Here is a 24,868-nt window from a genome sequence, read left to right as displayed (position 1 = left end):
ATCACCCTGATTTCTGAAGAAAATGCACGCCTACCGCACCCACACCTGCGGCGCGCTTCGCGCCGCCGATACCGGCAAGACCGTTCGCGTCTCGGGCTGGATTCACCGCAAGCGCGATCACGGCGGCCTGATCTTTATCGACCTGCGCGACCACTATGGCCTGACGCAGTTGGTCCTGAGCCCCGGCACGCCGGGCTTCGACGCCGTGGATCGCCTGCGCGCCGAGAGCGTCATCCGCGTGGATGGCGAGGTCGTGGCCCGCACGCCTGAAACGGTGAATCCCAACCTGCCCACCGGCGAGATCGAAGTGAAGGTGGTGGCGGTGACGGTGCTATCGGAAGCCTCGGAACTGCCGCTGCCGGTGTTCGGCGAGCCCGACTACCCTGAGGAAATCCGCCTCAAGAACCGCCACCTCGATCTGCGCCGCGAGACCCTGCACAAAAATATCGTGCTGCGTTCGAAGGTGATCCATTCGATCCGCAACCGGATGATGGACCAGGGCTTCCTCGAGTTTCAGACGCCCATCCTGACGGCCAGCTCGCCGGAAGGCGCGCGCGACTTCCTGGTGCCGTCGCGCCTGCACCCGACGAAGTTCTACGCGCTGCCGCAGGCGCCGCAGCAGTTCAAGCAGCTGCTGATGGTGTCGGGCTTCGACCGCTATTTCCAGATCGCGCCCTGCTTCCGCGACGAGGACCTGCGCGCCGATCGCAGCCTGGAATTCTACCAGCTCGACGTCGAGATGAGCTTTGTCACTCAGGAAGACGTCTTCGCGGCCATCGAGCCGGTGATGCACGGCGTGTTCGAGGAGTTCGCGAACGGCAAGCCGGTCACGCCTTACCCGTTCCCGCGCATCCCGTACCGGGAGTGCATGAGCAAGTACGGGACCGACAAGCCCGACCTGCGCAATCCGATCATCATGCAGGAGGTGTCTGACCACTTCCGCGGCGGCGGCTTCGGCCTGTTCGCCCGCATCCTGGAGGACGCCAAGAACGCGGTTTGGGGCATCCCCGCGCCGAAGGGCGGCAGCCGGGCGTTCTGCGACCGCATGAACAGCTGGGCGCAGGGCGAGGGCCAGCCGGGTCTGGGCTACATCTTCTGGTCCGAGGACCAGGGCGGCTGGGGCGGCCCGATCGCCAAGAACCTGGGCCCCGAGAAGACCGACGCGGTCATGGGCCAGCTGGGCATGGGGCAGGGTGACGCGGCCTTCTTCGTGGCGGGTGACCCCAAGGTGTTCGCCAAGTTCGCCGGCAACGCGCGGACCAAGGTGGGCACGGACCTGAAGCTGGTCGACGAGGACCGCTTCGAGTTCGTCTGGATCGTCGACTTCCCGATGTTCGAGTGGAACGAGGACGAGAAGCGGGTCGACTTCAGCCACAACCCGTTCTCGATGCCGCAGGGCGAGCTGGACGCGCTGAACAGCAAGGATCCGCTGGATATCCTGGCCTACCAGTACGACATCGTCTGCAACGGCTACGAGCTGTGCTCGGGCGCGATCCGGAACCATCTGCCCGAGATCATGGTCCGGGCGTTCGAGATCGCCGGCTACGGCGGCAACGTGGTCGAGGAGCAGTTCGGCGGCATGCTGAACGCGTTCCGCCACGGCGCGCCGCCGCACGGCGGTCTGGCGCCGGGCATCGACCGCATCGTCATGCTGCTGGCCGGTGAGACGGCCATCCGCGAAGTCATCGCCTTCCCGCTGAACCAGCAGGGCCAGGACCTGATGATGAACGCGCCGTCGGAAGTCAGCGAGAAGCAGCTGAAAGAGCTGCACATTCGCCTGGCCCCGCCGATCAAGGTCTAAGGAGAAGCCCGGCGCTCGCGAGCGCCGGGTCACCCGCCTGGGCCCGCGGGGTTACGGGTGGATCGTCAGAAGGTAGCGCGGAGCCGGCGGCGGCGCCGGCGCGACCGGGAGGGCGGGCATCGCGGGCACCATCCGCATCGTGCGGGTGTAGTCCGGCTTCACGATCATTCGCACGCTGGCGCAGCTCCGCACCGCGAGGCCTCTCGGCAGTTTGGTGCGCGCATCGCCGCAGGCTTCGTCCAGCTGGTCCTGGGTCAGGCCGCGCACGTTCGCCAGGTCGGCGCCATGCAGCGAGGTGCGGGTCAGGTCGGTGTCGCGGAAGTCGGCGCCATCAAACACGGCCCCCGTCAGCTGCGCGTTCGTCAGGTCGGCGGCGCGGAACGAGGCGTGGCTGAACGTGGCGTAGCTCAGGTTCGCGCCCGTCAGTTCGGCGTCCTGGAAGCTTGCGCCATGCCCCTCGACCCGACTCAGGTTGGCGTACTGAAGCTCGGCCGACTTGAGCACCGTGCCCGACATCCGCGCCTTGTAGAAGTTGGCGCCCTGAGCGGCGATGTCGCTCATGTTGGCGCGCGACAGGTCGGCGAGTTCGAACACCCCGCCGCGCAGACTGGCCGATCGGAACGACGCCCCGACCAGGATCGCCTTGCGGAACACTGCCCCCGAAGCCTCGGCGTCGCTGAGGTCGGCCTTGGTCAGGTTGGCGGTGGAGAACACCACCCCGTTCACCTCGGTTGAGCGCAGGCGGGCGCTGGTGAGGTTCGCGCCCGAGAACACCGCGCCGGCCATGGCCGCGTCGGACAGGTCGGCCTTGGTCAGGTCGGCGCCGGAGAAGACCGAGGCATGGAATCTGGCGTCGCGCAGGTTGGCGCCGGTCAGGTTGGCGCCCGAGAAGTTCGCGCCCACGATCCGCGCGCCCTGCATGTTGCGGCCCGCCAGTTCGCACTTCACGCAGCTGCCGCCGAACGAGTTCTGACGGGGAATCTCCTTGTCGCCGGCCACGGCGTTCCCGGCGATCGCGCTGATCGCCACGAGAACGGCCGTCGGGGCCAGGAACTTGGTGAAACGCGTCATGACGTTCGGCAATCCCTGCAGTCAGGCCGTCACCTGTGCCTGCATCCCGCCTCGGGCGCCACTTAAATCGCGGTAACTTCGAAGGGCTTAGCCCGTCTGGTCGTCCGCGCGTCGGCCGGCCCGCGCGCCACAGGTTTCGCAGATCAGCGCCTGCCCCTTGCGCACCACGGCGATATCCCCGCAGGCCGCGCAGACCTCGGCCTCGGCCAGCACCGCCGGGCCGGCCGGGCGGCCTGCGGACGGCAGGAAGACGAGGTTGTCCGGCGCTGCGCCGCGGGCGAACCCGCGGCTGATGAACCGTGAGGCCGGCTGGGGTTCCGGTTCTTCGGCGGTGACCCCGTCAGCCTTGCCGCGGCCCAGCCCGTCGGCGTTCAGTTCGGCCGAGTCCGGGCTTGCGAGATCGTTGCGGCCGAGGTAGCTGACACCGAGTTCTCGGAAGATGTAGTCGAGGATGGAAGTCGCTGATTTTACAGTGTCATTTCCCGTCACGGGGCCGGCCGGCTCGAAGCGGGTGAACACAAACGCGTCGACAAACTCCTCCAGCGGGACGCCGTGCTGCAGGCCCAGCGACACCGAGATCGCGAAGTTGTTCATCAGCGACCGGAAGGCGGCGCCTTCCTTGTGCATGTCGATGAAGATCTCGCCGAGTTCGCCGTCGTCGTACTCGCCGGTGTGCAGGTAGACCTTGTGGCCGCCGACCGCCGCCTTTTGGATGTAGCCCTTGCGCCGGTCGGGCAGCTTCCGGCGGCTGCGCTCGCGCTCGACCACGCGCTCGACGATCCGCTCCTGGATGACGGGCTCCTCTATCGGCGCCTGCATGCGGACGGGCAGCTCGGGGACGCTCGGAATCGCCAGCGCCAGGGCGGCAGGCGCGGCGCCACGCCGCACCCGTACGGCCAAGTCAGGGGTTGTGAGAGCGGCTTCGACGTCGGCCAGGGTGGCGGCCCAGGGCAGTGAGACATCAAGCATCGGCGTCACGTCCAGCGAGGGCGCGAGCGCGCGCAGCATGGCGGCTTGCGCCTCAAGGGGGACCTCGCTGGCGCTGCGGAACACGCGCCGTTGGTCCTCGGTGAGCGCCTCGGCCTGCGCCAGGCTGTCGGACCCCAGGACGTGTGCTTCCGCCGCCGCCACCTCGGCGTCGGTGAAGCCTGCGAAACCGAGGACGTCGAAGCCGGGTATCGTCAGCTGGTCGCCATCGGCGCCCAGGACGTCGCGCAGGAAGCCTTCGCCGACCACGTGGACAGTGAACGCATCGCGTAGGGAGCGGGCGAAGGGCAGCTCGGCCTGGGCGGCTTCGATCTCGAGGCTGGTGAACCCGCGGGCGGCCAGGGTCTCCGTGTTGATGGCCGGCGCATCGACCAGGCTGCGCGACCCGAGCAGCGCCGCCTGGGCCACCGCCCGGTCTGCGCCCAGAGCCTTCAGGCCCAGGATCGCGGCTTCAGCCATCACCCGCACCGTCTCGCCGTCGGCCGTCTCGGCGACGGTCACGGGACCCGGCCACGGCGCGCCGTCGAGGCGGACGCCGAGGCGGAGCGCCAGTTCCGGGTCGTTCACCAGCCCGAGCCGCAGGTCGATGTCGAGGGACTGGATGGCGTCGTGCGCCAGCTGGAACAGGTTGCGAGCCGCGGCGCGTCCCTCGTCGCTGTCGTAGTCGAAACCGTGCGCCACCAGCCATTCGCCCAGGCCGGCCAGGGCCAGGACCGCGGGGCCGCCCGCCGCCTCGGCGCCGACGGCGATCGCCGCCGCGTTGGCGGCGGCCGCGAAGGCGGCCTCGTCGAACGCGCCGTCGCGCCAGAAGCCCATCAGTTCCACGCCGGCCGTCGGCATCGCCGCGGCCTCGGCGATGGCGGCGGCCTGGGCGGCGTCAGGCGCGGCGATCAGCCGTCCGGTCGTCCACGCGGCGCGGGTCGCGGCCGGCCCCTCGGATGCGAGCGCCACGAACGGCGCGGCGGGGGCGGGGGGCGGAGGCGCACAGATCCAGGCGTCCTCGCCCGCCCGAGCCAGCGCCATGGCCTCCAGGATCGCACTGTCCGGCGCGCCGGCGCTGCGAGCCGCTTCAGCGGCGCGCGCCAGCGACGTGTTGCGCGCCGGGTCGGCGCAGGCTTCTGGGTCGCCGTCGCAGCGCAGGACCGCGTCCATCACGGACTGAAGGCGCGCCGAGATCAGGCCTGCCGCCGCCTGCGCGGCCTCGCGCCCGCGGTGGGCGGCCGTCATCCGCTCCAGCGCGGCCGCGCCCGGCTCGAGCACTTTCAGGGCCGCGCCAGCGGGCTTGATCGCCACGACGCCCAGCATCATCGCCTCGGTGATCGCCTCGCGGAAGCGTGTGCGGGTTTTGAGGTCCTTGGTCAGGCCCTGGGTCTGCGCCTTGCCGGCCAGGCCGTAGGCATAGTGAAGGATGGCCGTCGCCAGGTCGGTCTTGCCGCCGGCCCAGTCCACCCAGGCTTCGACCCGGGCATTGGAGAAATGCGCTGGGGCGGCCACCTCCACGAGCCGGTCGCCCAGCTCCAGGATCCGCCCCTCGATTCCCGCGCGCGATGTTTCGCTACCCATGCGCCCCGACTCCCTGACCGGGTTAGCCTAGGGGCGCTCGTGGTGAACGGGCAATAGATGTTGGGTGTCGTGATCCCTTCATCCCCAACATGTTGCAGGCGAAAGGCCGCGGGGCGAGTGCTGGACGCTGTTGGGGCGCCCGCCTATAGTCGCGCCGCATTCAGGACCCCAGAGGCCTCGCAACTTGTCCGTACTGAAGACGATCTTCACCTGGTGGAACGGCGCCACGACCGGCATCCACTTCACCGTCGCCCGCCGCGGCCGCTTCGTCGGTCAGGATGAGCTGGGCAACAAGTACTACGAGGCGCGCGACGCCCGCGACGCCTACGACAAGGGCCGCAAGCGCCGCTGGGTGATCTACAAGGGCTATGCCGACGCCTCGAAGGTGACGGCCGACTGGCACGGCTGGCTGCGCTACACCTTCGACGAGCCGCCGACGGTCGAACCCTTCAAGATCAAGCCCTGGGAGAAAGAGCATCTCCCCAACCTGACCGGCACCATCTATGCCCGCCGGCCGCAGGGCGCGATCTCGCGCGGCGGCGACCGCCAGCGCGCGACCGGCGACTACGAGGCCTGGACCCCGGAGTAAGCCCCATGGGCGCGCACCGCATCCCGCCGCATCACCTGCGTCGCGCCGGCCTGGGCGTCGCGCTGGGCGCGTTGCTGGCGGCGGGGATCGTGGACGCTCAGCCCACGGCGCCGACCGCGCCGCTCGCGCCTGAGGCCGCGCCCGCGCCCGCCGGCCCTGCCGCCGAAGAGGCGCCGCCCGCCACCGTCGCCGCCCCAGCGCCCGCCGCCGCCGCCCCGGTGGAGGCAAAGGATGTCGCCCCGGCCGTGGCGCCGAAGGAGCAGGTGGCCGAGAAGCCGGTCGCCGCCCCGATCCGCCGCAACCGCTACGACATCGCCGTCATCCAGGCCCTGGACAAGGTGACTGCCGAGACCCTGCGGTTCGAGGCGCGGGTGAACACGCCGGTGCGCTGGAAGGGCCTGGTCTTCACGGTTCGAGCCTGTGAGCGGTCCGCGCCGGACGAGCCGATCGAGGATTCGATCGTCTACCTGACCATCGACGCGCAGCCGCGGCCGCAGCCCGGCCGCCCGACACCGGCCCCTAAGCAGGCGTTCAAGGGCTGGATGTTCGCCGCCTCGCCGGGCCTCAACCCGGTGCAGCACGCGACCTACGACGCCTGGGCGATCAGCTGCAGGGCTTCCGCCCCCGTGGTCGCCGCCGCAGCGCCGCGCGCGACGCCTGCGCCGAAGGCCGTGACCGAGGCGCCGAAGGTGCTGGACCTGCCGGCCGCTTCCGGTTCGCCGGCGGCAGTGTCGTCTGCCACGCCCGCGCCGAAGGTGACGCCGCCCGCCGCCCCGACGCCGGCGCCCAAGTCCGAGCCCGCGCCGAAAGCCGACGCGGCCGCGCCGCCCACCACGTAGAAGTCGCCGTCGGCCTCAAGGGCCTCGGACAGCCGGCGATGATAGGCCGCGCGCGAGATCTCCTGCGCGCCGAACTGCGAGAGGTGCTCGGTCATGAACTGGGCATCGAGCAGCCGGAAGCCGCCGCCGATCAGTCGGGCCACCAGGTGCACCAGCGCCACCTTCGAGGCGTCGCGCCGCCGGGAGAACATGCTCTCGCCGAAGAAGGCGCCGCGCAGCGAGACGCCATAGAGGCCGCCCACCAGCTCGCCGTCCTGCCAGCACTCGACGCTGTGGGCGTGACCCACGTTGTGCAGCTCCAGGTACAGCTGCTCGATCGGCCGGTTGATCCAGGTCTCCGTGCGGCCCGGGCCGGATGCGGCGCAGGCCAGCACCACCTGATGGAAGGCCGAGCTGATTCTCACGTCGAACTGATCGCCGCGCACCGTGCGCGCCAGACGCTTGGGCACATGGAACCCCGTCAGCGGAAGCACGCCCCGCCGCTCAGGATCGATCAGGAAGACCCGCGCGTCCTCCCGCGCGTCCGCCATCGGGAAGACGCCGCGGGCGTAGCAGTCGAGCAGGTCGCTGGCGTCGAACGCGGACATGATCCCGGTCTAGCGCGGGCGTGGGCCGACGGGGAGGGGGCCAGACGTCCGGATCAGTATTGGCGCGACGCTCGCGGCGCTGGGGTCCGCGACGCGCAACATGGACAAAATCAAATGTTGCCCGAATGCGCCTGTCAGTCAGGGCGGGGCATGGACGCGCATGCTTCCTTCTCGTCCCGTGGTCCTCTTCTGCGGCGCCCTGGCCGGCGATGGCGTCGCGCGCAACACCGTCCATCTCGCCAATGCGCTGAGCCGGCGTGGCGTGCCCGTGGAGGTGGTCTGCCTGCGTGGCGGCGCGCTCGCCGCCGACCTCCGCGGCCCGGACATCACGTGTCTCGGCAGCCTGGACATGCCCCGCCCATTGGCCCTGGCAGCGGCCATACCCGCCCTGCGCCGCCGATTGCGGACGATCGACGCCTCTTTGGCGGTCTCCATGGGCAACCACGCGCACCTGGCGCTGTGGGCGGCGCTCCGCGGGCTGCCCGACGTGCCGCGCATCTACCGGATCAGCAACGACGTCAGCCACGGCAAGGCCTTCGGGCGCATGCTGGGGCTGCGCCTGGTGGCCGCCGACGCCACGCGGCTGGTCTGCGTCTCGCGCCAGATCGCCGCCGCCAGCCTGTTTCGCCGCGCGCGGCGGGATCGCCGGCTCGACATCCTGCCGAACGGCGTCGACGCCGAGGCGGTGCGGGGGCTGGCGGGCGCGCAAGCGTGGCATCCCTGGCTTGTGGAGCGAGCGCCCTACCTCGTGGCGGTGGGCCGTCTGCACCGGCAGAAGAACTACGAGGCGCTCATCGACGCCCTGGCCCAGTTGCGCGCGTCCGGCCATCCCCACCTGCGCCTGCTGGTGCTGGGCGCGGCGCCGCCTAGGGCGCAGACCGCTCTGACGGCGCGGGCGCGGATGTTGGGCCTGTCGCAGGTCGTCCGCTTCGAGGGCGAGGTGACCAACCCTTTCCCACTGGTTCGTCACGCCGTGGCCTATGTGCTGCCGTCGCTATGGGAAGGCGCGTCAAACAGCCTGTTGGAGGCCATAGCCTGCGGTGTCCCGGTGGTGGCCTCGCGCAAGGCCGGCAACGCGGCCGATGTCCTGGGCGACGGGCGCTATGGCGTGCTTGCCGAGCCTACGGACGTCGACGACCTCGCCGCCGCCATCGCTCTGCAACTCGACCCGCGCACCCGGGTTCTGCCGGCCGCGCGGGCGGACGAACTATCTCTCGACGCAGTCGTTTCGCGCCTCTCGGCCGTCGTCCTGGCGGCGCGGCTCGAACATGACGGAAATCACATGCGGCCCGAAGCCGGCGGCCATCTGGAGCCGCTATCTTCGGGGATGTGGGGGACAAAAGCGGAGTATTCACAATGACGTTTCGAATGATCTTCATGACAGCCGCCGCCCTCGCGGCTCTGTCGGCCCCGGCCGCCGCGCAGGTGGTCCGGCCCAAGGTGAGTCTGGCCCAGGCGGTCGCCACAGCTGAGCGTGAACTGGGCGCCCGGGCTTATGACGCCGAGTTCGACATGGACCTGGGCGACATGGTCTATGAGGTGGAGCTGGTGAAGAACGGCAAGCCGATCCACGCTAAGGTCGACGCGTCCACCGGGCGGATCGTGAGTCAGTCGGCTCCCATCACGGCTCGCCTGCCGGTCATCGGCGAACAGCTGAAGGCGGCCCAGACGGCGCCGCGCACGCTCAGCGAGACCATCGCCATGGTCGAGGACGCTACCAAGGGCACAGTCGCGGAGATCGGCCTGGAGCGCCGTGGCGGTCGCCACTACTACGAGGTGGAACTGGTCGGCGCGCAGGACCGAGATGTCCTGGTCGATGTGCGCACCGGCGCGATCACGCCGTTGATCGGCGACTAGGGGCCAGCCGGAGTTCGTCCATGCATGTGTTGGTCGTGGAAGATGACGAACGGGTCGCCAGCCACGTGGTCAAGGGCCTGAAAGCCGAGGGCCTGCTGGTCGATCACGTGGCCGACGGTCGCCAGGCGCTGTTCCAGGCCGTCGCCGAGACATACGACGTCATCGTCCTCGACCGCATGCTGCCGAATGTCGACGGCCTGAAGATCCTGCAGACGCTCAGGGCCGCGGGAGACAGCACACCCGTACTGATCCTCTCGGCCCTGGGCGACGTGGACAATCGGGTGAAGGGCCTGCGGGCAGGTGGCGACGACTACCTTTCCAAACCCTTCGCCCTCTCCGAGCTGATCGCCCGCGTCGAGGCGCTGGGCCGGCGCAAGGGCGTGGTGCAGGAGACCACCGAACTGACCCTCGCAGACCTGCAGATGAACCTGCTGACCCGCACGGTCACGCGGCGCGGCCAGGCCATCGATCTCACGACGCGGGAGTTCGCACTGCTGGAGTATCTGCTGCGCAACGCCGGCCGGGTGGTCAGTCGCGGCATGCTGCTGGAATCGGTCTGGGACTACAATTTCGATCCGCAGACCAACATCATCGACCAGCATGTGAGCCGGCTGCGTCAGAAGATCGACAAGGACTTCGAACCGCCGCTGCTCCAGACCATCCGGGGCATGGGCTACAGCCTGCGCGCATGATCTGGCGCAACCCGCTCCGCAGCCTGACGCTTCGCCTGACCCTGGGCTACATGGCGGTTTTCACGGTGTCGGTCGCCCTGATGCTGGGGCTGACCTTCGTCGCCGGAGTCTGGCAGCCGCTGCGGCAGGTTGAGACGACGATCCGTCTCCAAAGCGACGCGCTGGTGGCCACCTACGACGCCCGCGGCCGGGACGCCTTGATCCGCGCGCTGGAGCATCGCCGCGCGGCGGCGATCGGGCGCATGCCGTATCACGTGCTGATCGCGCCGAACGGCGCGGTCGTCGCGGCAAACCTGGCCGACTGGCCCCAGGTGCGCGGCCCCGAGTGGCGCCGATACGAATTCGGCACCTACGCCACGGGCGCCGAGGAGGAGCACGAGGCGGTCGTCCGCGACCTGGCGCTGAAGGGCGGCTATCGCCTGCTGGTCGGCCTGGACACCGAAGACCTGGACGAGCGCGAGGATCTCATCGTGGAGGTTCTGTCGTGGGGCGCGGGCATGAGCCTGGCGTTGGGCCTGCTGGGGGGCCTTGTGATGACCTTTGCAGTCTCCCAGCGCCTGGAATCGATCAACCGCGCGGCGCGCGCCGTCATTGCCGGCGATCTGTCGGGCCGCGTCGCGCTGCGTGGCAGCGGTGACGACTTCGACCAGCTGTCGGCCACGCTGAACCAGATGCTGGAGCGCATCGAGGGCCTGGTGGCCTCGATCAGCCGCGTCTCGGACAACATCGCCCACGAGCTGCGCACGCCGCTCACGCGCCTGCGGGCCGAGCTGGAGGAGCTGGCGGGCGAAGATGACCCAGAGACGATCCGGGCGCGCTCCGGCGCGGCGCTGGACGAGGTGGGGCGGCTGCAGTCGATGTTCGAGGCGCTGCTGCGGATCGCGCGTCTGGAAAGCGGTCCCGCGTTGCCGAAAGAGCAGGTGGACCTGTCGGCGCTGCTCGAGGATGCGGCCGAACTGTACGCGCCGGCCGCCGAGGAAAAGGGGCAGGTCATGTCCTCGGACATTGCCCCTGGGCTGAATATCGAGGGTGATCCCGACCTGATATTCCAAATGGTCAGCAACCTGCTGGACAACGCGGTGAAGTACGCTCCGAACGGCGGCAGCCTGCGCCTGTCGGCGGTGCGCGAGCTCGGGGGCGTCACCGTCATGGTCGCCGACGACGGGCCGGGCGTGCCGGCGGCCGACCGCCAACGCGTGTTCGAGCGGTTCTATCGTCGCAACAATGACCCGAACGGGTTCGGCCTGGGCCTCAGCCTTGTGGCCGCGGCCGTCGAGCGGCACGGGGCGAAGATCACACTGACCGACGCGGAGCCGGGGCTCCGCGTCACCGTCAGATTTCCGGAAGCCGTCTAGCTAGCCTGGCTGGCCATCCAGCGTTCGAGCCAGTGGATGTTGTAGTCGCCGTTCAGGATGTCCGGCTGGTGGAGCAGGTCCTGGAAGAGCGGGATGTTGGTGTCGATGCCGCCGACCACGATCTCGCCCAGGCAGCGGTTCAGGCGGGCGATGCACTCGGCGCGGTCGCGGCCGTGCACGATCAGCTTGCCGATCAGGCTGTCGTAGTAGGGCGGGATCGAATAGCCCGCGTAGAGCGCGCTATCCATGCGCACGCCGAGGCCGCCGGGCGCGTGATAGTCGGTGACCAGGCCGGGCGAGGGCGCGAAGGTCTTGGGGTTCTCGGCGTTCACCCGGCACTCGATAGCGTGGCCTTCGAAGACCACGTCCGACTGCTTGAAGCTGAGCGGCAGGCCCGCGGCGATGCGGATCTGCTCGCGCACCAGGTCGATGCCGGTGATGGCCTCGGTGACCGGGTGCTCGACCTGCAGGCGGGTGTTCATCTCGATGAAGAAGAACTCGCCGTTCTCGTACAGGAACTCGATGGTGCCGACGCCGAGGTAGCCGATGGCCTTCACCGCATCCACGACCACCTTGCCGATCTTGGCGCGGGCGGCGGCGTCGATGGCGGGCGAGGGCGCTTCTTCCAGCACCTTCTGGTGACGGCGCTGAAGCGAGCAGTCGCGTTCGCCCAGGTGGCAGACGTTGCCGAAGCTGTCGGCGATGACCTGCAGCTCGATATGGCGCGGGGTCTGGAGGTAGCGCTCCATATAGACCGCGTCGTCGCCGAACGCGGCCTTGGCCTCGGCGCGGGCGGTCTGCACCGCCTCGACGAGGTCGGCCTCGGTCTTGGCCACCTTCATGCCGCGCCCGCCGCCGCCAGCCGCCGCCTTGATCAGGACGGGGAAGCCGATCTCCTTGGCGGCCGCATAGGCCTCTTCCTCGGTGGTCACGGCGCCGTCCGAGCCCGGCACGACCGGGATGCCGGCGGCCTTCACCGCCTGCTTGGCGGTGATCTTGTCGCCCATCATCTTGATGTGCTCGGGCTTGGGCCCGATGAACGTGAAGCCGTGGGCCTCGACGATCTCCGCGAAACGGGCGTTCTCGGACAGGAAGCCGTAGCCCGGGTGTACGGCTTGCGCGCCCGTGATCTCGCACGCGGCGATGATGGCCGGGATGTGCAGGTAGCTCTTGGCCGCCGGCGGCGGGCCGATGCAGACGCTCTCGTCGGCCAGACGCACCCACATGGCCGACGAGTCGGCCTCGGAGTGCACGGCGACGGTGGAGATGCCCATCTCCTTGCAGGCGCGGTGGACTCGCAGGGCGATCTCGCCCCGGTTGGCGATCAGGATCTTGTCGAACATCGAACTACTCGATGATGGCGAGCGCTTCGCCAAACTCGACGGGGGTGGCGTCGTCGACCAGGACCTGGACGACCTTGCCGGACCGGGGGGCCGGCACGGGGTTCATGGTCTTCATGGCCTCGATGATGAACATCGTCTGGCCGGCCTCGACCGTGTCGCCGACCTTCACGAAGGCGGGCGAGCCGGGGTTGGACTGCAGGTAGACCGTACCCACCATCGGGGACTTCACCGGCTCGCCCTTGGCGACCGCGGGCGCGGCGTCAGCCGCCGGCGCGGACGCAGCGGCGACGGGCGCCGGGGCGGGCGCGGCGGCGACCGGGGCGGGGGCCGCTACGTGATGCACGGCCGCGGCGGTCACCTGCTTGGCCACGCGGATCTTCAGCGCGCCCTGCTCGACCTCGATCTCGGAGAGGCCGGTTTCGGTGAGGATGTCGGCCAGCTTGCGCACGAGGCGGGCGTCGAACGGATCGGCGGGCGCCTTGGAAGAGGTCGGCATGGTTCAGCCCTTGTCTTTCAGTCTGTGCCAGCGGGCCGCGAGGCCCGCCGTTCTTGCTTCGGTTCAGCGGGCCACAAGGCCCGCGGCGGCCTCGACGGCCAGTTCATAGCTCGCTGCCCCGAAGCCGGAGACGACCCCGGTGGCGGCCAGCGAAACATAGGTCTCCCGACGGAACGCCTCGCGGGCGGCCGGGTTCGAGAGGTGGCACTCGACGATGGGGATGGCGAGCATCTTCAGGGCGTCGAGAATGGCGATGGAGGTGTGGCCGTAGGCCGCCGGGTTCAGCACGAGGGCCGAGGCCTTTTCACGGGCCTCCTGGATCCAGTCCACGAGTTGCCCCTCATGGTTGGACTGACGGAACACGACGTCATAGCCCTTGGACTTCGCGCGCGCCTCGCAGAGGCCACGAACGTCGTCCAGGGTCTGATGTCCGTAAATCTCGGGCTCGCGGGTCCCCAGGAGATTGAGGTTCGGCCCGCTCAGCACATAGATCGGTTTCGGCATTCGGCTCCGCCGCGCGATTCCGGGCCCTTGTAACGGGCCCCGGCCAAGGTCACAAGCAAGGCGAACGGAGCATACGCGTGCAACTGACGATCAACGGGGAAAGCCGGGCCTTTTCGGGTGTTTCCGACGTGGCGGGCCTGGTGGCGGCGCTGGGGCTGGATACGAAGAAGGTGGCGGTCGAGCGAAACCTGGAGATCGTGCCCCGGTCGGCCTATCAGAAGACCCCGGTAGCCGACGGCGACCGGATCGAGATCGTAGCTTTCATCGGAGGCGGCTGACGTGGACGGCTCGACCCACAATTCGAACGAAACCTGGACGGTCGCCGGCCGCACCTTCACCTCGCGCCTGATCGTGGGCACGGGCAAGTACAAGGACTACGCTCAGAACGCCGCCGCCGCCGAGGCGGCCGGGGCCGAGATCGTCACCGTGGCGCTGCGCCGGGTGAACCTGAGCGATCCCAACCAGCCGATGCTGGCCGACTATGTGAAGCCCGAGCGCTTCACGTATCTGCCCAATACTGCGGGTTGCTTCACCGGTGAGGACGCGGTCCGCACCCTGCGCCTGGCGCGCGAGGCGGGCGGCTGGGACTTGGTGAAGCTGGAGGTGCTGTCGCAAACGGCGCACCTGTTGCCCGACATGGAAGAGACCCTGCGGGCGCTGAAGCTGCTCATCGCCGACGGCTTCCAGGTGATGGTCTACTGCTCGGACGACCCGGTCTACGCCAAGAAGCTGGAGGACGCGGGCGCCGCGGCGATCATGCCGGCGGCGGCCCCGATCGGCTCGGGCCGCGGTATCCAGAACATGCTGAACCTGGGCCTGATCATCGAGCAGACGAAGGTGCCGGTGCTGGTGGACGCCGGCGTCGGCACGGCCTCGGACGCGGTGGTGGCCATGGAGCTGGGCTGCGACGCGGTGCTGATGAACACGGCCATCGCCGAGGCCAAGGACCCGATCCGCATGGCGGTCGCCATGAAGCACGCGGTGATCGCCGGGCGCGAGGCCTTCCTGGCGGGCCGCATGGGCAAGCGGATGTACGCGGATCCGTCGTCTCCGCTGAGCGGGCTGATCTAAGGTCCTTCGGTCGCCTCTGTCAGGGCGTAAGATGTCATCGACCTTCCTTCGAGCCTGGACCTCTCCGCGCTTCGCCAGCGCCTACGGAGCGATCGCGCTGGGGACGTTCCTGGGATTCGCGGGGCCGTTCGGCTCGTTCCAGTCGCTGGCGGCGCCCGCACGCTACGCCTTCTGGTTCGCGCTCGTGGCGGTGGGCTACGGACTGGCGGTCGCCACCCTGCAGTTCCTTCGTCCGGCGCGGCCGTTCGCGCGCCTGCCGATCGTGGCGGCGATCGTGATCGTGGGACTGGTGTCGACCCTGCCGATGATGTTCGTCGTGGCCTGGGCGCTCGATATGGTCTTTGCCCGGTCGACGCCGCCGCGAGAGCTGGTGTCGCTCTACGCCTCGGTCGCGTCGGTCCAGTTGGTCATCAGCGGCATCGCGTCGTGGCCTTCGCTGGCGCAGGCCCGGCCCGCGCCGCCGGCGGAAGACCTGAACGTCGACCGGTTCTTCGCGCGGGTTCCCGAGCGGCTGGGCCGCGACCTGGTGGCCCTCGAGGCGCAGGATCACTACGTGATGGTCCACACCCGCCGCGGTTCGGCGCTCGTCTCCATGCAGCTCAGCGAGGCCATACAACTGCTCCCGTCGCAGCTCGGCCTTCAGGCGCACCGGCGCTGGTGGGTCGCCCGCGAGGCGGTCGCGGGGTTGCGCCGCGAGGGACACCAGACACTCATCGATCTCGCCGGCGGCCTGACGGTGCCGGTGGGCAGAACCTATCTCGCGGCCGTCCGCTCGGGCCTGGAGACGCGCGACGCCTGACCGGGCCCGGGAGGCGATGTCGACGCGACGGCCCCAGGCGGCGTGTGGCATTGCCGCAAATCCTGGGCCCGCCAATGGCATTGGCGGAATGGGCCGTTGTCGCCGGCCGGAGGAGCTGATCGAGACGGGGCGACTGCAACCCCATCGGAGATCAGATGCGAAACCAACTCTTTGCCTGCGCCCTCATGCTCGTCACCGCGCTTCCCGCCGCGGCCTTGGCGCAGGACGCGACGGTCCTGAAGACGACCTGCGGCCCCAGCGCCGCGGCGCCTGCCGGCGAACCGGACCTGACCGGATTGTGGGACGTCTATATGGACGTGGGCGGCATCCCGAGCTTCGGCCTGCTGACGGTCGGCCGGCTCGACGGGCAGTATGCCGGGACCCTGACACCCGTGCGGACCGCGCCGGTCGTGGTGCGAAGCCTCACCGTCAGCGGCCAGACGGTGCGGATGGTCGTGGGATCGCGCGAGGGCGACGTTATCTACAACGCAGCGCTCTCAGGCGCGGCAGACCGGATGTGCGGGGTGGTGACCTATCACGGCGGTCTCCTGCATCCGATGGTGGCGCAGCGGCGGCGGCGATAGGCCGCTCGACCCGGAGCTCCGAGGGTCCGCCCCGGTGTCCGCCTCCGAAGCCCCGGGACCCTGACCGAGCCGCACGCTCAGCCCGGATAGCGGTCGAAGGCGGGGAGGCCGTGGGCGGTCGCCATCCAGGCGATGCGTTCGGCGACCTGGATGTGGGCGGTGGGTTGCAGGGCGGCGGGGTCGTCGAGGGTGGCGGTCTGGACGTCGATGAGGCCAGGGAAGATCTCGTCGTTCGTGTAGAAGAGACCCGTGCCGCAGGCGGGGCAGAAGTGGCGGCGGCCGTGTTCGGACGAGGCGTAGACGTGCGGCGCGCCATGGATGGTGATCTGGTCCGCCGGGACCATGCCCCAGGCCACCATGGGCGCGCCCGCCGAGCGGCGGCAGTCCGTGCAGTGGCACAGGGTGTGATGGACTGTCTGTTCGCCCATCTCGTAGGTGATCGCGCCGCAGTGGCAACGTCCGGTGAGCATCGGCGGGTCTCCCTCATGTCTGCCGTGGGCGAGACACTAGGGCGGGGCTGCTGACAACGGTGTGGCGGCAGCGGAGGGCGGCGCCTGCAGCGCCGCCCGCCTGGGCCCTTAGCGGGCCATGTTCAGGACCTGGACCTGGGTGAACTCCTTCAGGCCTTCCTCGCCCAGTTCGGAGCCGATGCCCGAGAACTTCGAGCCGCCGAAGGGGAGGTGGGGCTGCAGGTCGGCGTGCTTGTTCACCCACACCGAGCCGGACTCCATCTGCTCGGCCAGGCTCCAGGCCTTCTCGGTGTCCTTGGCCCAGATCGAGCCGCCCAGGCCGTAGATCGAGGCGTTGGCGCGGGCCACCGCTTCGGCCGGGTCGGAGTACTTGATCACCGGCATGACCGGGCCGAACTGCTCCTCGTCGACCAGCTTGGCGCCGTCGGTGATGTCGCGGACGATGGTGGGCTCGATGAAATAGCCCTTGTCGCCCTTGCGGCCTCCGCCGGCGATGACCTTGCCGTCCTTCTTGGCGCTCTCGATGAAGCCCAGCACCTTCTCGAACTGGGCCTTGTTCTGCAGCGGGCCCATCTGGGTCCCCTGTTCCAGGCCGTCGCCCACCACCATCTCGCCGGCCAAGCGGGCCAGCTCATCGCACATCGCGTCGTACATGCTCTCGTGGACGTAGATGCGCTTGGCCGCGATGCAGACCTGGCCGGCGTTCTGCATGGCCGCGCCCAGAACCTTGGGGGCCGTTTCCTTGAGGTCGACGTCGTCCAGCACGATCAGGGCGTCGTTGCCGCCCAGCTCGAGCGAGATGCGCTTCAGCGCGTCGGCGGCGCTGGCCATCACCTTCTTGCCGGTCTCGGTCGAGCCGGTGAAGCTGATCTTGCGGATGCCCGGATGCTTGGTCATCTCGCCGCCCAGCTCGTTGTTGTCGGCGATGATGTTCACGACGCCCGGCGGGACGATGTCCTTGATGATCTCGCCCAGCTTCAGGGCAGTCAGCGGCGTGGTCGGCGCGGGCTTCACGATCACCGTGTTGCCGGCGAGCAGGGCCGCGGGGACCTTGAACGCCATCAGGATCATCGGGAAGTTCCACGGCACGATGCAGCCCACGACGCCCAGGGGCCTGCGACGCACCTCGACGCGGCTGGTGGCGTCGTCGCTGACCACGCGGGCATCCAGGCTGAGCGTCGTGAAGTAGCGGAAGAAGGCCGCGGCGCCGAAGATCTCGCCCATGGCGTCCTGCAGCGGCTTGCCCTGTTCCTGGACCAGCAGGCGGGCGAGGTCGTTGAGGTTGGCCTGGATGGCGTCGGCGATCTTGAGCAGCAGGGCGCGACGCTCGTCGATCGAGGTCTTGCTCCAGGCCGGGAAGGCGGCCTGCGCGGCGGCGACGGCCTGGTCCAGCTGGGCCTTCGAGGCGCGGGCGCAGGTGGCGAACACCGCCTCGGTGGCCGGGTTCACCACGTCGAGCATAGCGTCGCCGTTCACCAGGGCGCCGTTGATCAAGAGCTTGTAGTCCGACATCTCGTTCCTCCCGGGGAAGTCTTCGGGAGGGAGGGAACGCCCCTTACGTCAGGGCGGTCAAGCCGAGCCGCTTCCTTTCCCACGGAGTGGGAGAGGAAGATTACGCGGCGGCTTGCAGCCGTTCGCGGTCGGCGTTCGCCGAGACGCCCACCTTTTCGAACATCTCTTCGCGATCCGGGCCGCCCTTGGCCGGGTAGAGGTCGGCGTTCCGGGCCTTGCCGCGGGCCCAGACCTTCATGATCCGCGCCAGGTTGGCCGGCTTCTTCAGCCACGCCTCGGGGTGCTCCAGCATGTGGAAGCCCTTCAGGAAGGCGCGCATCAGCTCCACATCCTCGCGGATGGCGATGGCGACGCCGTCCTCCAGGAAGCTCCGCATCACCTTGCTGCGCAGGCTGGGCTTGCCGGCGGGCAGGAGGGCGGCGCGGGCGCGCTTGATGGCGCCCTGGTCGGCCTTGCGCATCACGTCGTAGTAGGGCCGCAGCTCGCGCTCGAGACCGTCGCGATAGACCGCAAGGCGCGCCGCCGGATGTTGGGCCGCCGCCAGGGCGTCGGCCAGCAGGTAGGCGCTGACCGCCGCGAACGAGCAGCCGCGTCCGTAGAGCGGGTTGGTCCGCACCACGCTGTCGCCCACAGGATAGAAGCCCAGCACGGTGGGCTTGCCGCCTGGCGTCAGCTCGCGCCAGCGGCTCTGCAGCTGGCCCATGCCGAACACCTTGCTGGTGGGCTTGGCGCGCTCGGGATCGATCCAGGGCGCGACGCCCGGGAGTTCGCGGCAGATGGCGTCGAAAATCTCGGGATCGACGATCGCCTTGCGCATCTCTTCTTCAACCTCGGGGGCGCAGAGCGTGATCGAGAAGCAGCCGTTGTCGGCCGGGAAGACCCCGAACTTGAGGTAGCCCAGGTCGCCCGTGGCGCCCGCCCGCGTGCGCGGCGGCTCCTCGCAGCCGGGGTTCAGGCGGTAGTGGCGCGTGAAGTAGATGACTCCGCAGGGCTCGAACTGCTCAGGAATGGTCACGCCGGCCGCCGCCAGGTGATCAGGCGCGCTGGAGGTGCGGCCCGCGGCGTCCACGACGATATCGGCCGACAGCTCGCTTCCGTCCTCGAGGCGCACCCCGGTGACGCGGGGCGGCGCGCCGGCCTCGACGATTAGGTCCTTCACGAAGGTCTGCGGCCGCATGGTCACGCCGGGCAGGCCCTCGGCGTAGCGGCGCATCACCAGTTCCAGCGTCGTGCGACGGCTGGTCAGGATGGCCAGGTCGGCGTCGATGGGCGCCGGGACGTAGTTTTCCTTGTGCTTGGGCGTCAGGCCGCCCTCGAAGCCCAGTTCGCGGCAGCCGGCGGCCAGCAGGGCGTCCAGCAGGGCCGGATGGCGGTCGCGGACGATGGTGCGCAGGCGGGCCAGGAACGCGTGGCTATGGCGCAGGTGCCCGACGCCGCGGCGCTGCCAGTCGTCGAAGGCCGCATCGGCGCCGCCTTCGGGAGGCGGCGGGTCGCGATCCAGCACCACGATCTCGCGATCCGGCCCGGCCAGCGCCATCGCCGTCCAGAGCCCGGCCATTCCGGCCCCGATCACCACGACCCGTTCGCTCATCGTACTCCCCTGAGAGGTTCTTCGCGAAGCAGTCTACCAGAGGCCGATCTTTACGTCGGGGAGCCTGGGGCCGTGGCGGGGGGCCGTTTCAGATTCTGGCCCTTCACCTTGGCGATGGCCGCCTTCACGGCGTCGAGGTCGGCCCCGGGAATCACATAGTCGCCGATGATGAACGCCGGGGTGCCCTGCAGGCCCAGCGCCTGGGCGAGGGTGCGGACGTCGTCGAGCTGTTCGGTGATCGCCGGGCTGGCGGCGGCCTTGCGCGCCGCCGCCGGATCCAGGCCGACCTCTATCATGTGACGGTCCAGCGCCGCCTCGTCCAGGCCGCGATCCTCCATCAAGGCCTTGTAGAGCTGCAGGCCCTTGGTCTTGCCTTCGGCGGTCAGCGCGATCCTGGCGGCGGTCTCGGAGACCTCGCCGAAGATCGGGAATTCCTTGAAGACGAAGCGGACGTCCGGATTTTCCTGCATCAGCGTGACCATCTCTGGCGCCACGACCTTGCAGTAGCCACAGCGGTAGTCGAAGAACTCGACGACGGTGAACTCGCCGTTCGGGTTGATCACCACGTCGCGGGGGTCGCGCTCGAGTTGCTGGCGGTATTTGTTGACCGTGGCCGCGCTGGCCTTGGCGGCGGCCAGGGTCTGCTTCTCGCGCAACTTGAGCGCCATCTCCTCCAGAACCTCGGGGTGTTCCAGCAGATAGGCGCGCACCTTCGCGCCGAACTCGGCGTCGGCTTGTTTCTGGCAGGCGGAAAGGGCGAGGGCGGCCGTCATGGCGACGGCGAGGGGGGCGTAGCGCTTCATCGGGTCCAGATAGGTCTGAGGGGCGAGCGCGTCGCGGAAAAGTGGTTGCCGGTTTTCCGTTCCAAGACGCGCTCACATTTACTTGGGTTCAAAGCCTGTTCCGATAGGAACAGGCTTGGGCGCTCACCGCCGGTTGTCGGCCACCGAACCCTCGCGGGCGAGGTCGCGCAGGTCTTCGCGGGTGGGCTCGGCGACCAGCACGATGTCGGTGGCGCGCCGCCACTCGGGCGTGCCCCGCGCCAGCATCTCGCGGGCGCGCATGGCGAACACGCGGGCCTGGCGCTTGTCGCCGATGTAGAAGTTGTACTCGGCAGTGGCCAGGCGGGCGAGGCCGTCCTCGCCCAGCTTGTCGTGCGCCTCGGCCAGCAGGCGCCAGGCAACGGCGTTGTCTTCCTCGTGGGTCAGGGCCCGCTTCAGCTCGGCCACGCCCTCCAGCACCTTCTTCTTGTCGTCGAGCGCGATCAGGGTCTGGCCCAGGTTGACCCGCAGGAGCGGGGCCTCGGGCTTCAGCTCGACCGACTTGCGCTGGGGCGTCTCGGCTTCCTCGGTCCGGCCGAACTCGAACAGGATCTGGCCCTTGAGCTCCCAGAGGTAGGGATTGGTCGGCTGCTCCTGGAGGAGGGCGTCGACCAGCTTCAGGGCCCGGTCGGGCTCCTTCAGCTGGTAGTAGGCGATGGCCCGGGCGTAGCGCGACGGATAGTCGGTGGCCTTCTCGTCGTACTTGGTGATTGCGACGCCGGGGTTCAGGAAGCCGTCCAGCTTGGCCTTCATGACCGCGTGCTCGGCCATCGCCTCGGGGCTGTCCTTCTTGTTGTAGTTGGGCTGGACCTCGACCTTGCGGCGCAGGGACTCGATCCGGTCGGACGAGATCGGGTGGCTGCGGAAGTAGGCGAAGCGCCGGGCCTCGTCGAAGACCTCCTGGTAGCGGAAGTTGTCGAAGAACTCGGCCAGGCCCTTGCCCGACAGGCCGGCCTTGTCGAGCAGGGCGGCCCCCGCCTGGTCGGCGCGGCCTTCCTGTTCGCGGCTGTAGCCCAGGGCCCCAAGTGTCCCGAAGTAGCTGGCGCTTCCGGCGAGGCCGGCCGCCGCCTCGGGCGAGCCCGCGAGCGCGGCCAGGACGCCCAGGCCCATGGTCAGCAGGAAAGGCTTCATGCCCGCCGAGCTCATCTCGCCGCGCCGGGCGGAGTGCCCGGCGGCGAGGTGACCGACTTCGTGGGCGATGACGCCCTGCAGTTCGTTGGGGTCGTCGGATTCCAGGATCAGGCCGGTGTTGAAACCCATCACCCGCGGACCGGCGAAGGCGTTCAACTCCTTCGAGCCGATCAGCACGATCTCGACGCTCTTCGCGTCGATGCCGGCGGCTTTCAGGATCGGCTCGGCGTCACGAGCCAGGATTTCCTCGATCTCGGTGTCACGGATCAACGACTGGGCCGCGGCCGGGCTCGCCGCGATGGCGAAGCCGACGGCGAGCGCCGCCGTCAGCGCCAGACGCGAAACCGACCGGAAAGGGGAATTCATGCTCGACACTCTTAAGTCCGACACCCCCCGATCCGGCCGGATGCTAATCCGTTACCCGCGTCGCCACCACCCTCTGCGCGGCGTCGGCGCGGGGCCGCTGATCTCGGCCGGATCCGGCGCCTTGGGCGCAGGCGCAGGCTCGGGTTCCGGAGCGGGTTCGGCCGCGGCGGGCGCAGCGACCTCGATCACTTCGGCGACCGCCTCGGGCGCGGGGGCCTCGGCGACGGCCTCAGCTGCGGGAGCCGCGGCCTTGCGGCTGCGCGAACGCTTCGGCTTGGCCGGCGGGGCTTCGGCCACGGTCTCGACGACCGCGACTTCGGCTTCGGGCTCCGGCTCAGGCGGCGGCGGGACCTCTTCGGCCACGGCCGCAGCCTCCTCGCTGCGTCCACGGCCACGGCTGCGGCTGCGGCGGCTGCGCTTCGGCTTTTCCTCGACCTCGGGCAGTTCCACCCAGATGTCGTCCTCGTCCGCGGCGCGAGCCTTCACCTGCGGTGAAGCGGCGGCGACCTCGGCTGCGACCGGAGCGGCCTCGGCGCGGGGCGGCTCGACCGACGACGGTGCGATCGGCTTCAGATCCTCCGCGGGGTCGTACCAGACGAAGGGATCGTCGCCGTAGGGCACCCAGGGGCGCACCCACGAGAACGCGTCGACCGGACGGGACTCGTCGCGCGACCGGCGGCCGCCGCGGCGGCCACGGCGGCGGCGGCGGCTTTCGCGGTCCTCGTCGCTCTCGGCGCGAGCCGGGCGCGGCTCGCGATCCCCACGGGGCTCGCTGGTGCGTTCCGGACGCTCTTCGCCATCGCGACGCCCTCGACGCCGACGCCGGCGGCCGCGGCGGGCGCCCTCGTCGTCGTCACGGCCACGCTCCTCGCGCGGATTGCGCGCATGGGCTGCGTCGTCGTCGGTGTCTTCGCGCTCGAGATCGTCTTCGACGTCCTCTTCGTCTTCGTCTTCGTCCTCATCGACCGCTTCGTCGTCGAACTCGTCGTCGTCGGTCAGCGGCTGATAGGCCTGGGCGGACGTGACGGCGGGCGGGACGTGGTCGGGCCGCGTTTCCATCGAGGTGCGCTCGATGACGTGCTCGGCGTGCGACATCTCGTCTTCGATGACAATCGTGACGAACAGGCCCAGCGCCGCGTGCAACCGCGCCAGATGCGCGCGCTTCTCGTTGAGGATGTAGAGGCCGACGGCCCGCGGAACCCGCAGGACCGCTTCGCCGCCGCCCTTGAGGGCTTCGATCTCCAGCGCCCGCAGGGATGCGAGCGCGCTCGACTCGACCGAGCGGACCCGGCCGGTGCCCGCGCAGTGCTCGCAGACGTGGGTGGTGCCTTCCAGAACGCCGGTGCGGCGACGCTGGCGGCTGATCTCCATCAGGCCGAACGGGCTGATCTTGCCCATCTGGACCCGGGCGCGATCGTCCTTCAGCGCGTCCTTCAGCTTCTTCTCGACGGCGCGGTTGTTCTTCGACTCATCCATGTCGATGAAGTCGATGACGATCAGGCCGGCGAGGTCGCGCAGGCGCAGCTGGCGGCAGGCCTCTTCGGCCGCTTCCAGGTTGGTCTTGAGCGCCGTGGCCTCGATGTTGCGCTCACGCGTCGAGCGGCCCGAGTTCACGTCGATGGCGACCAGCGCCTCGGTCTGGTTGATCACCAGGTAGCCGCCGGAGCGCAGCGGCACGGTGGGCGAGTAGATCTGGCTGAGGTGGTCCTCGACCCGGTGCTTCACGAACAGCGGCGTCGGCTCGCGATAGGCCATCACCTTCTTGGCCTGCGACGGCATCAGCATGCGCATGAAGTCGCGGGCTTCCTTGTAGCCGGCCTCGCCCTCGACCCAGACCTCGTCGATATCCTTGTCGTAGAGGTCGCGGATCGTGCGCTTCACGAGGTCTTCTTCCTCGTAGATCAGCGCGGGCGCGATCGAGTGCAGCGTCGTCTCGCGGATATTCTCCCAGAGGCGCAGCAGATAGTCGTAGTCGCGCTTGATCTCGGCCTTGGTGCGCTTGGCGCCGGCGGTGCGCACGATCAGGCCCATGCCCTGCGGCACGGCCAGGCTGGCGACCACGCCCTTCAGGCGCTTGCGGTCGGTGGCCGTGTCGATCTTGCGGCTGATGCCGCCGCCACGGGCGGTGTTGGGCATCAGCACGCCGTAGCGGCCGGCCAGCGACAGGTAGGTGGTGAGGGCGGCGCCCTTGTTGCCACGCTCTTCCTTGACGACCTGGACCAGCATGATCTGCCGGCGGCGGATCACTTCCTGGATCTTGTAGCGGCGCATCAGCCGGCGACGGCGGCGCGCCAGCTCTTCTTCCATGACGTCGTCGTCGTCGTCCGAGCCCAGGGCTTCGGTGTCATCGTCGTCGTCGCCATGCGCTTCCGCCTCGGCGTCGCCATTGCGGCTGCCGCGACGGCCGCGGGCGGGGCGCTCGTCGTCGTCATGGTCCTCGGCCTCTTCGCGCAGCAGCGCTTCGCGGTCGGCGAGGGGGATCTGGTAGTAGTCGGGGTGGATTTCGTTGAAGGCCAGGAAGCCATGGCGATTGCCGCCATACTCGACGAAAGCCGCCTGCAGGGACGGCTCAACGCGCGTCACCTTGGCGAGGTAGATGTTCCCCCGGAGCTGCTTTCTGTTCTGGCTCTCGAAATCGAACTCTTCAACGCGGTTCCCGTCGACGACCACCACACGCGTCTCTTCCGCGTGGGCTGCGTCGATCAACATCGTCTTGGGCATAAGTCTCTCCGCGGCGCGCGGGGGCGTTTGAAGCCCGGCGCTGCCGGCAAATGGGACGAGCGCGCGCGTGACCTGCGAGCGCGCCGGAAACGGCGTCTCGGTCGGCCTTGGGGCCAAA

General features: G+C 69.4%; 22 protein-coding genes and 1 pseudogene. 11 read left to right on the top strand and 12 right to left on the bottom strand.

All coding sequences use genetic code 11. The features are described 5' to 3' along the window. Window positions 1–13: 13 nt before the first annotated feature. Entirely contained in the window at window positions 14–1,801 is a 1,788-nt protein-coding gene (gene aspS / locus ACQ66R_RS02430; RefSeq protein WP_430426188.1) for an aspartate--tRNA ligase, read from the top strand. A gap of 51 nt (window positions 1,802–1,852) precedes the next feature. Here aspS and ACQ66R_RS02425 read toward each other — a convergent pair whose 3' ends face one another. Continuing rightward, entirely contained in the window at window positions 1,853–2,872 is a 1,020-nt protein-coding gene (locus tag ACQ66R_RS02425; protein ID WP_430418921.1) for a pentapeptide repeat-containing protein, read from the bottom strand. 87 nt (window positions 2,873–2,959) lie between these two features. Continuing rightward, window positions 2,960–5,422 carry a ribonucleotide reductase gene (locus tag ACQ66R_RS02420; protein WP_430418919.1) on the bottom strand — a complete coding sequence of 821 codons (2,463 nt, stop codon included), beginning with the start codon at window positions 5,420–5,422 and terminating at the stop codon, window positions 2,960–2,962. Between the two features lie 184 nt (window positions 5,423–5,606). Here ACQ66R_RS02420 and ACQ66R_RS02415 point away from each other — a divergent pair, with 184 nt between their 5' ends. Together ACQ66R_RS02415 and ACQ66R_RS02410 are read left to right on the top strand one after the other, a co-directional pair. Continuing rightward, window positions 5,607–6,011 carry an NADH:ubiquinone oxidoreductase subunit NDUFA12 gene (locus tag ACQ66R_RS02415; protein ID WP_421935679.1) on the top strand — a complete coding sequence of 135 codons (405 nt, stop codon included), beginning with the start codon at window positions 5,607–5,609 and terminating at the stop codon, window positions 6,009–6,011. Window positions 6,012–6,016: 5 nt separating this feature from the next. Then, complete coding sequence (locus ACQ66R_RS02410; RefSeq protein ID WP_430418917.1) at window positions 6,017–6,850, top strand: DUF2155 domain-containing protein; 834 nt, start codon at window positions 6,017–6,019, stop codon at window positions 6,848–6,850. Here ACQ66R_RS02410 and aat read toward each other — a convergent pair. Beyond that, a pseudogene (gene aat, locus ACQ66R_RS02405) lies at window positions 6,814–7,440 on the bottom strand (leucyl/phenylalanyl-tRNA--protein transferase); the annotation flags it as partial. The gene ACQ66R_RS02410 and the pseudogene aat sit on opposite strands and share 37 nt — an antisense overlap. Before the next feature lie 157 nt (window positions 7,441–7,597). Between aat and ACQ66R_RS02400 the strand changes: the two are divergent. The 4 genes from ACQ66R_RS02400 to ACQ66R_RS02385 are packed head-to-tail and all read left to right on the top strand — an operon-like array spanning window position 7,598 to window position 11,341. Further along, window positions 7,598–8,797: a glycosyltransferase gene (locus ACQ66R_RS02400; RefSeq protein ID WP_430418915.1), complete on the top strand. Its 1,200-nt coding sequence runs from the start codon at window positions 7,598–7,600 to the stop codon at window positions 8,795–8,797. Next, window positions 8,794–9,294, top strand: a complete 501-nt coding sequence (locus ACQ66R_RS02395) for a PepSY domain-containing protein (protein WP_430418913.1) — start codon at window positions 8,794–8,796, stop codon at window positions 9,292–9,294. Before ACQ66R_RS02400 ends, ACQ66R_RS02395 begins: the two co-directional genes overlap by 4 nt. A 20-nt stretch (window positions 9,295–9,314) precedes the next feature. Next, window positions 9,315–9,986, top strand: coding sequence for a winged helix-turn-helix domain-containing protein (locus tag ACQ66R_RS02390; RefSeq protein WP_430418911.1), 672 nt, complete (start codon window positions 9,315–9,317; stop codon window positions 9,984–9,986). After that, a complete protein-coding gene (locus ACQ66R_RS02385; RefSeq protein ID WP_430418909.1) occupies window positions 9,983–11,341 on the top strand; it encodes an ATP-binding protein in 1,359 nt (452 codons plus the stop codon). Before ACQ66R_RS02390 ends, ACQ66R_RS02385 begins: the two co-directional genes overlap by 4 nt. On the opposite strand, the gene accC is transcribed toward ACQ66R_RS02385, so the two are convergent. The 3 genes from accC to aroQ all read right to left on the bottom strand — a co-directional run bounded on the left by accC (window position 11,338) and on the right by aroQ (window position 13,684). After that, a complete protein-coding gene (accC, locus tag ACQ66R_RS02380) occupies window positions 11,338–12,684 on the bottom strand; it encodes an acetyl-CoA carboxylase biotin carboxylase subunit (RefSeq protein WP_430418907.1) in 1,347 nt (448 codons plus the stop codon). The genes ACQ66R_RS02385 and accC overlap by 4 nt on opposite strands. A 4-nt stretch (window positions 12,685–12,688) precedes the next feature. Beyond that, window positions 12,689–13,180 (bottom strand): acetyl-CoA carboxylase biotin carboxyl carrier protein, encoded by a 492-nt coding sequence (accB, locus tag ACQ66R_RS02375; protein WP_430418905.1) that lies wholly within the window; start codon window positions 13,178–13,180, stop codon window positions 12,689–12,691. Between the two features lie 63 nt (window positions 13,181–13,243). Next, a complete protein-coding gene (gene aroQ, locus ACQ66R_RS02370) occupies window positions 13,244–13,684 on the bottom strand; it encodes a type II 3-dehydroquinate dehydratase (protein WP_430418903.1) in 441 nt (146 codons plus the stop codon). Between the two features lie 77 nt (window positions 13,685–13,761). On the opposite strand from aroQ, the gene thiS reads away from it, so the two are divergent. The 4 genes from thiS (at window position 13,762) to ACQ66R_RS02350 (ending at window position 16,138) form a co-directional block, all read left to right on the top strand. Next, window positions 13,762–13,962 (top strand): sulfur carrier protein ThiS, encoded by a 201-nt coding sequence (thiS, locus tag ACQ66R_RS02365; RefSeq protein ID WP_430418901.1) that lies wholly within the window; start codon window positions 13,762–13,764, stop codon window positions 13,960–13,962. Window position 13,963: 1 nt separating this feature from the next. Then, window positions 13,964–14,755 (top strand): thiazole synthase, encoded by a 792-nt coding sequence (locus ACQ66R_RS02360; RefSeq protein WP_430418900.1) that lies wholly within the window; start codon window positions 13,964–13,966, stop codon window positions 14,753–14,755. A 31-nt stretch (window positions 14,756–14,786) separates the two neighbouring features. After that, window positions 14,787–15,554, top strand: a complete 768-nt coding sequence (locus ACQ66R_RS02355; protein WP_430418898.1) for a LytTR family DNA-binding domain-containing protein — start codon at window positions 14,787–14,789, stop codon at window positions 15,552–15,554. 155 nt (window positions 15,555–15,709) lie between these two features. After that, window positions 15,710–16,138: a hypothetical protein gene (locus ACQ66R_RS02350; protein WP_430418897.1), complete on the top strand. Its 429-nt coding sequence runs from the start codon at window positions 15,710–15,712 to the stop codon at window positions 16,136–16,138. 77 nt (window positions 16,139–16,215) lie between these two features. Here the strand turns inward: ACQ66R_RS02350 and ACQ66R_RS02345 are convergent, their stop codons facing one another. The 6 genes from ACQ66R_RS02345 to ACQ66R_RS02320 form a co-directional block, all read right to left on the bottom strand. Continuing rightward, the gene (locus tag ACQ66R_RS02345; protein ID WP_430418895.1) at window positions 16,216–16,608 is read right to left on the bottom strand and encodes a GFA family protein; all 393 of its coding nucleotides are present in this window, start codon (window positions 16,606–16,608) and stop codon (window positions 16,216–16,218) included. 108 nt (window positions 16,609–16,716) lie between these two features. Then, window positions 16,717–18,120 carry an aldehyde dehydrogenase family protein gene (locus ACQ66R_RS02340; protein ID WP_430418893.1) on the bottom strand — a complete coding sequence of 468 codons (1,404 nt, stop codon included), beginning with the start codon at window positions 18,118–18,120 and terminating at the stop codon, window positions 16,717–16,719. A 100-nt stretch (window positions 18,121–18,220) separates the two neighbouring features. Then, on the bottom strand, window positions 18,221–19,711 hold the full coding sequence (locus ACQ66R_RS02335; protein WP_430418891.1) for an NAD(P)/FAD-dependent oxidoreductase: 1,491 nt from the start codon (window positions 19,709–19,711) through the stop codon (window positions 18,221–18,223). A gap of 50 nt (window positions 19,712–19,761) precedes the next feature. Further along, entirely contained in the window at window positions 19,762–20,514 is a 753-nt protein-coding gene (locus tag ACQ66R_RS02330) for a DsbA family protein (RefSeq protein WP_430418889.1), read from the bottom strand. 123 nt (window positions 20,515–20,637) lie between these two features. Then, window positions 20,638–22,029 (bottom strand): M48 family metalloprotease, encoded by a 1,392-nt coding sequence (locus tag ACQ66R_RS02325; protein ID WP_430418887.1) that lies wholly within the window; start codon window positions 22,027–22,029, stop codon window positions 20,638–20,640. A 51-nt stretch (window positions 22,030–22,080) separates the two neighbouring features. Then, window positions 22,081–24,750: an Rne/Rng family ribonuclease gene (locus ACQ66R_RS02320; RefSeq protein ID WP_430418885.1), complete on the bottom strand. Its 2,670-nt coding sequence runs from the start codon at window positions 24,748–24,750 to the stop codon at window positions 22,081–22,083. Window positions 24,751–24,868 lie beyond the last annotated feature (118 nt).

Origin of the sequence: Phenylobacterium sp. (genome assembly GCF_965284355.1) — a bacterium.
Lineage (GTDB): Bacteria > Pseudomonadota > Alphaproteobacteria > Caulobacterales > Caulobacteraceae > Phenylobacterium.
This window is presented reverse-complemented; position numbering and strand designations above follow the sequence as displayed.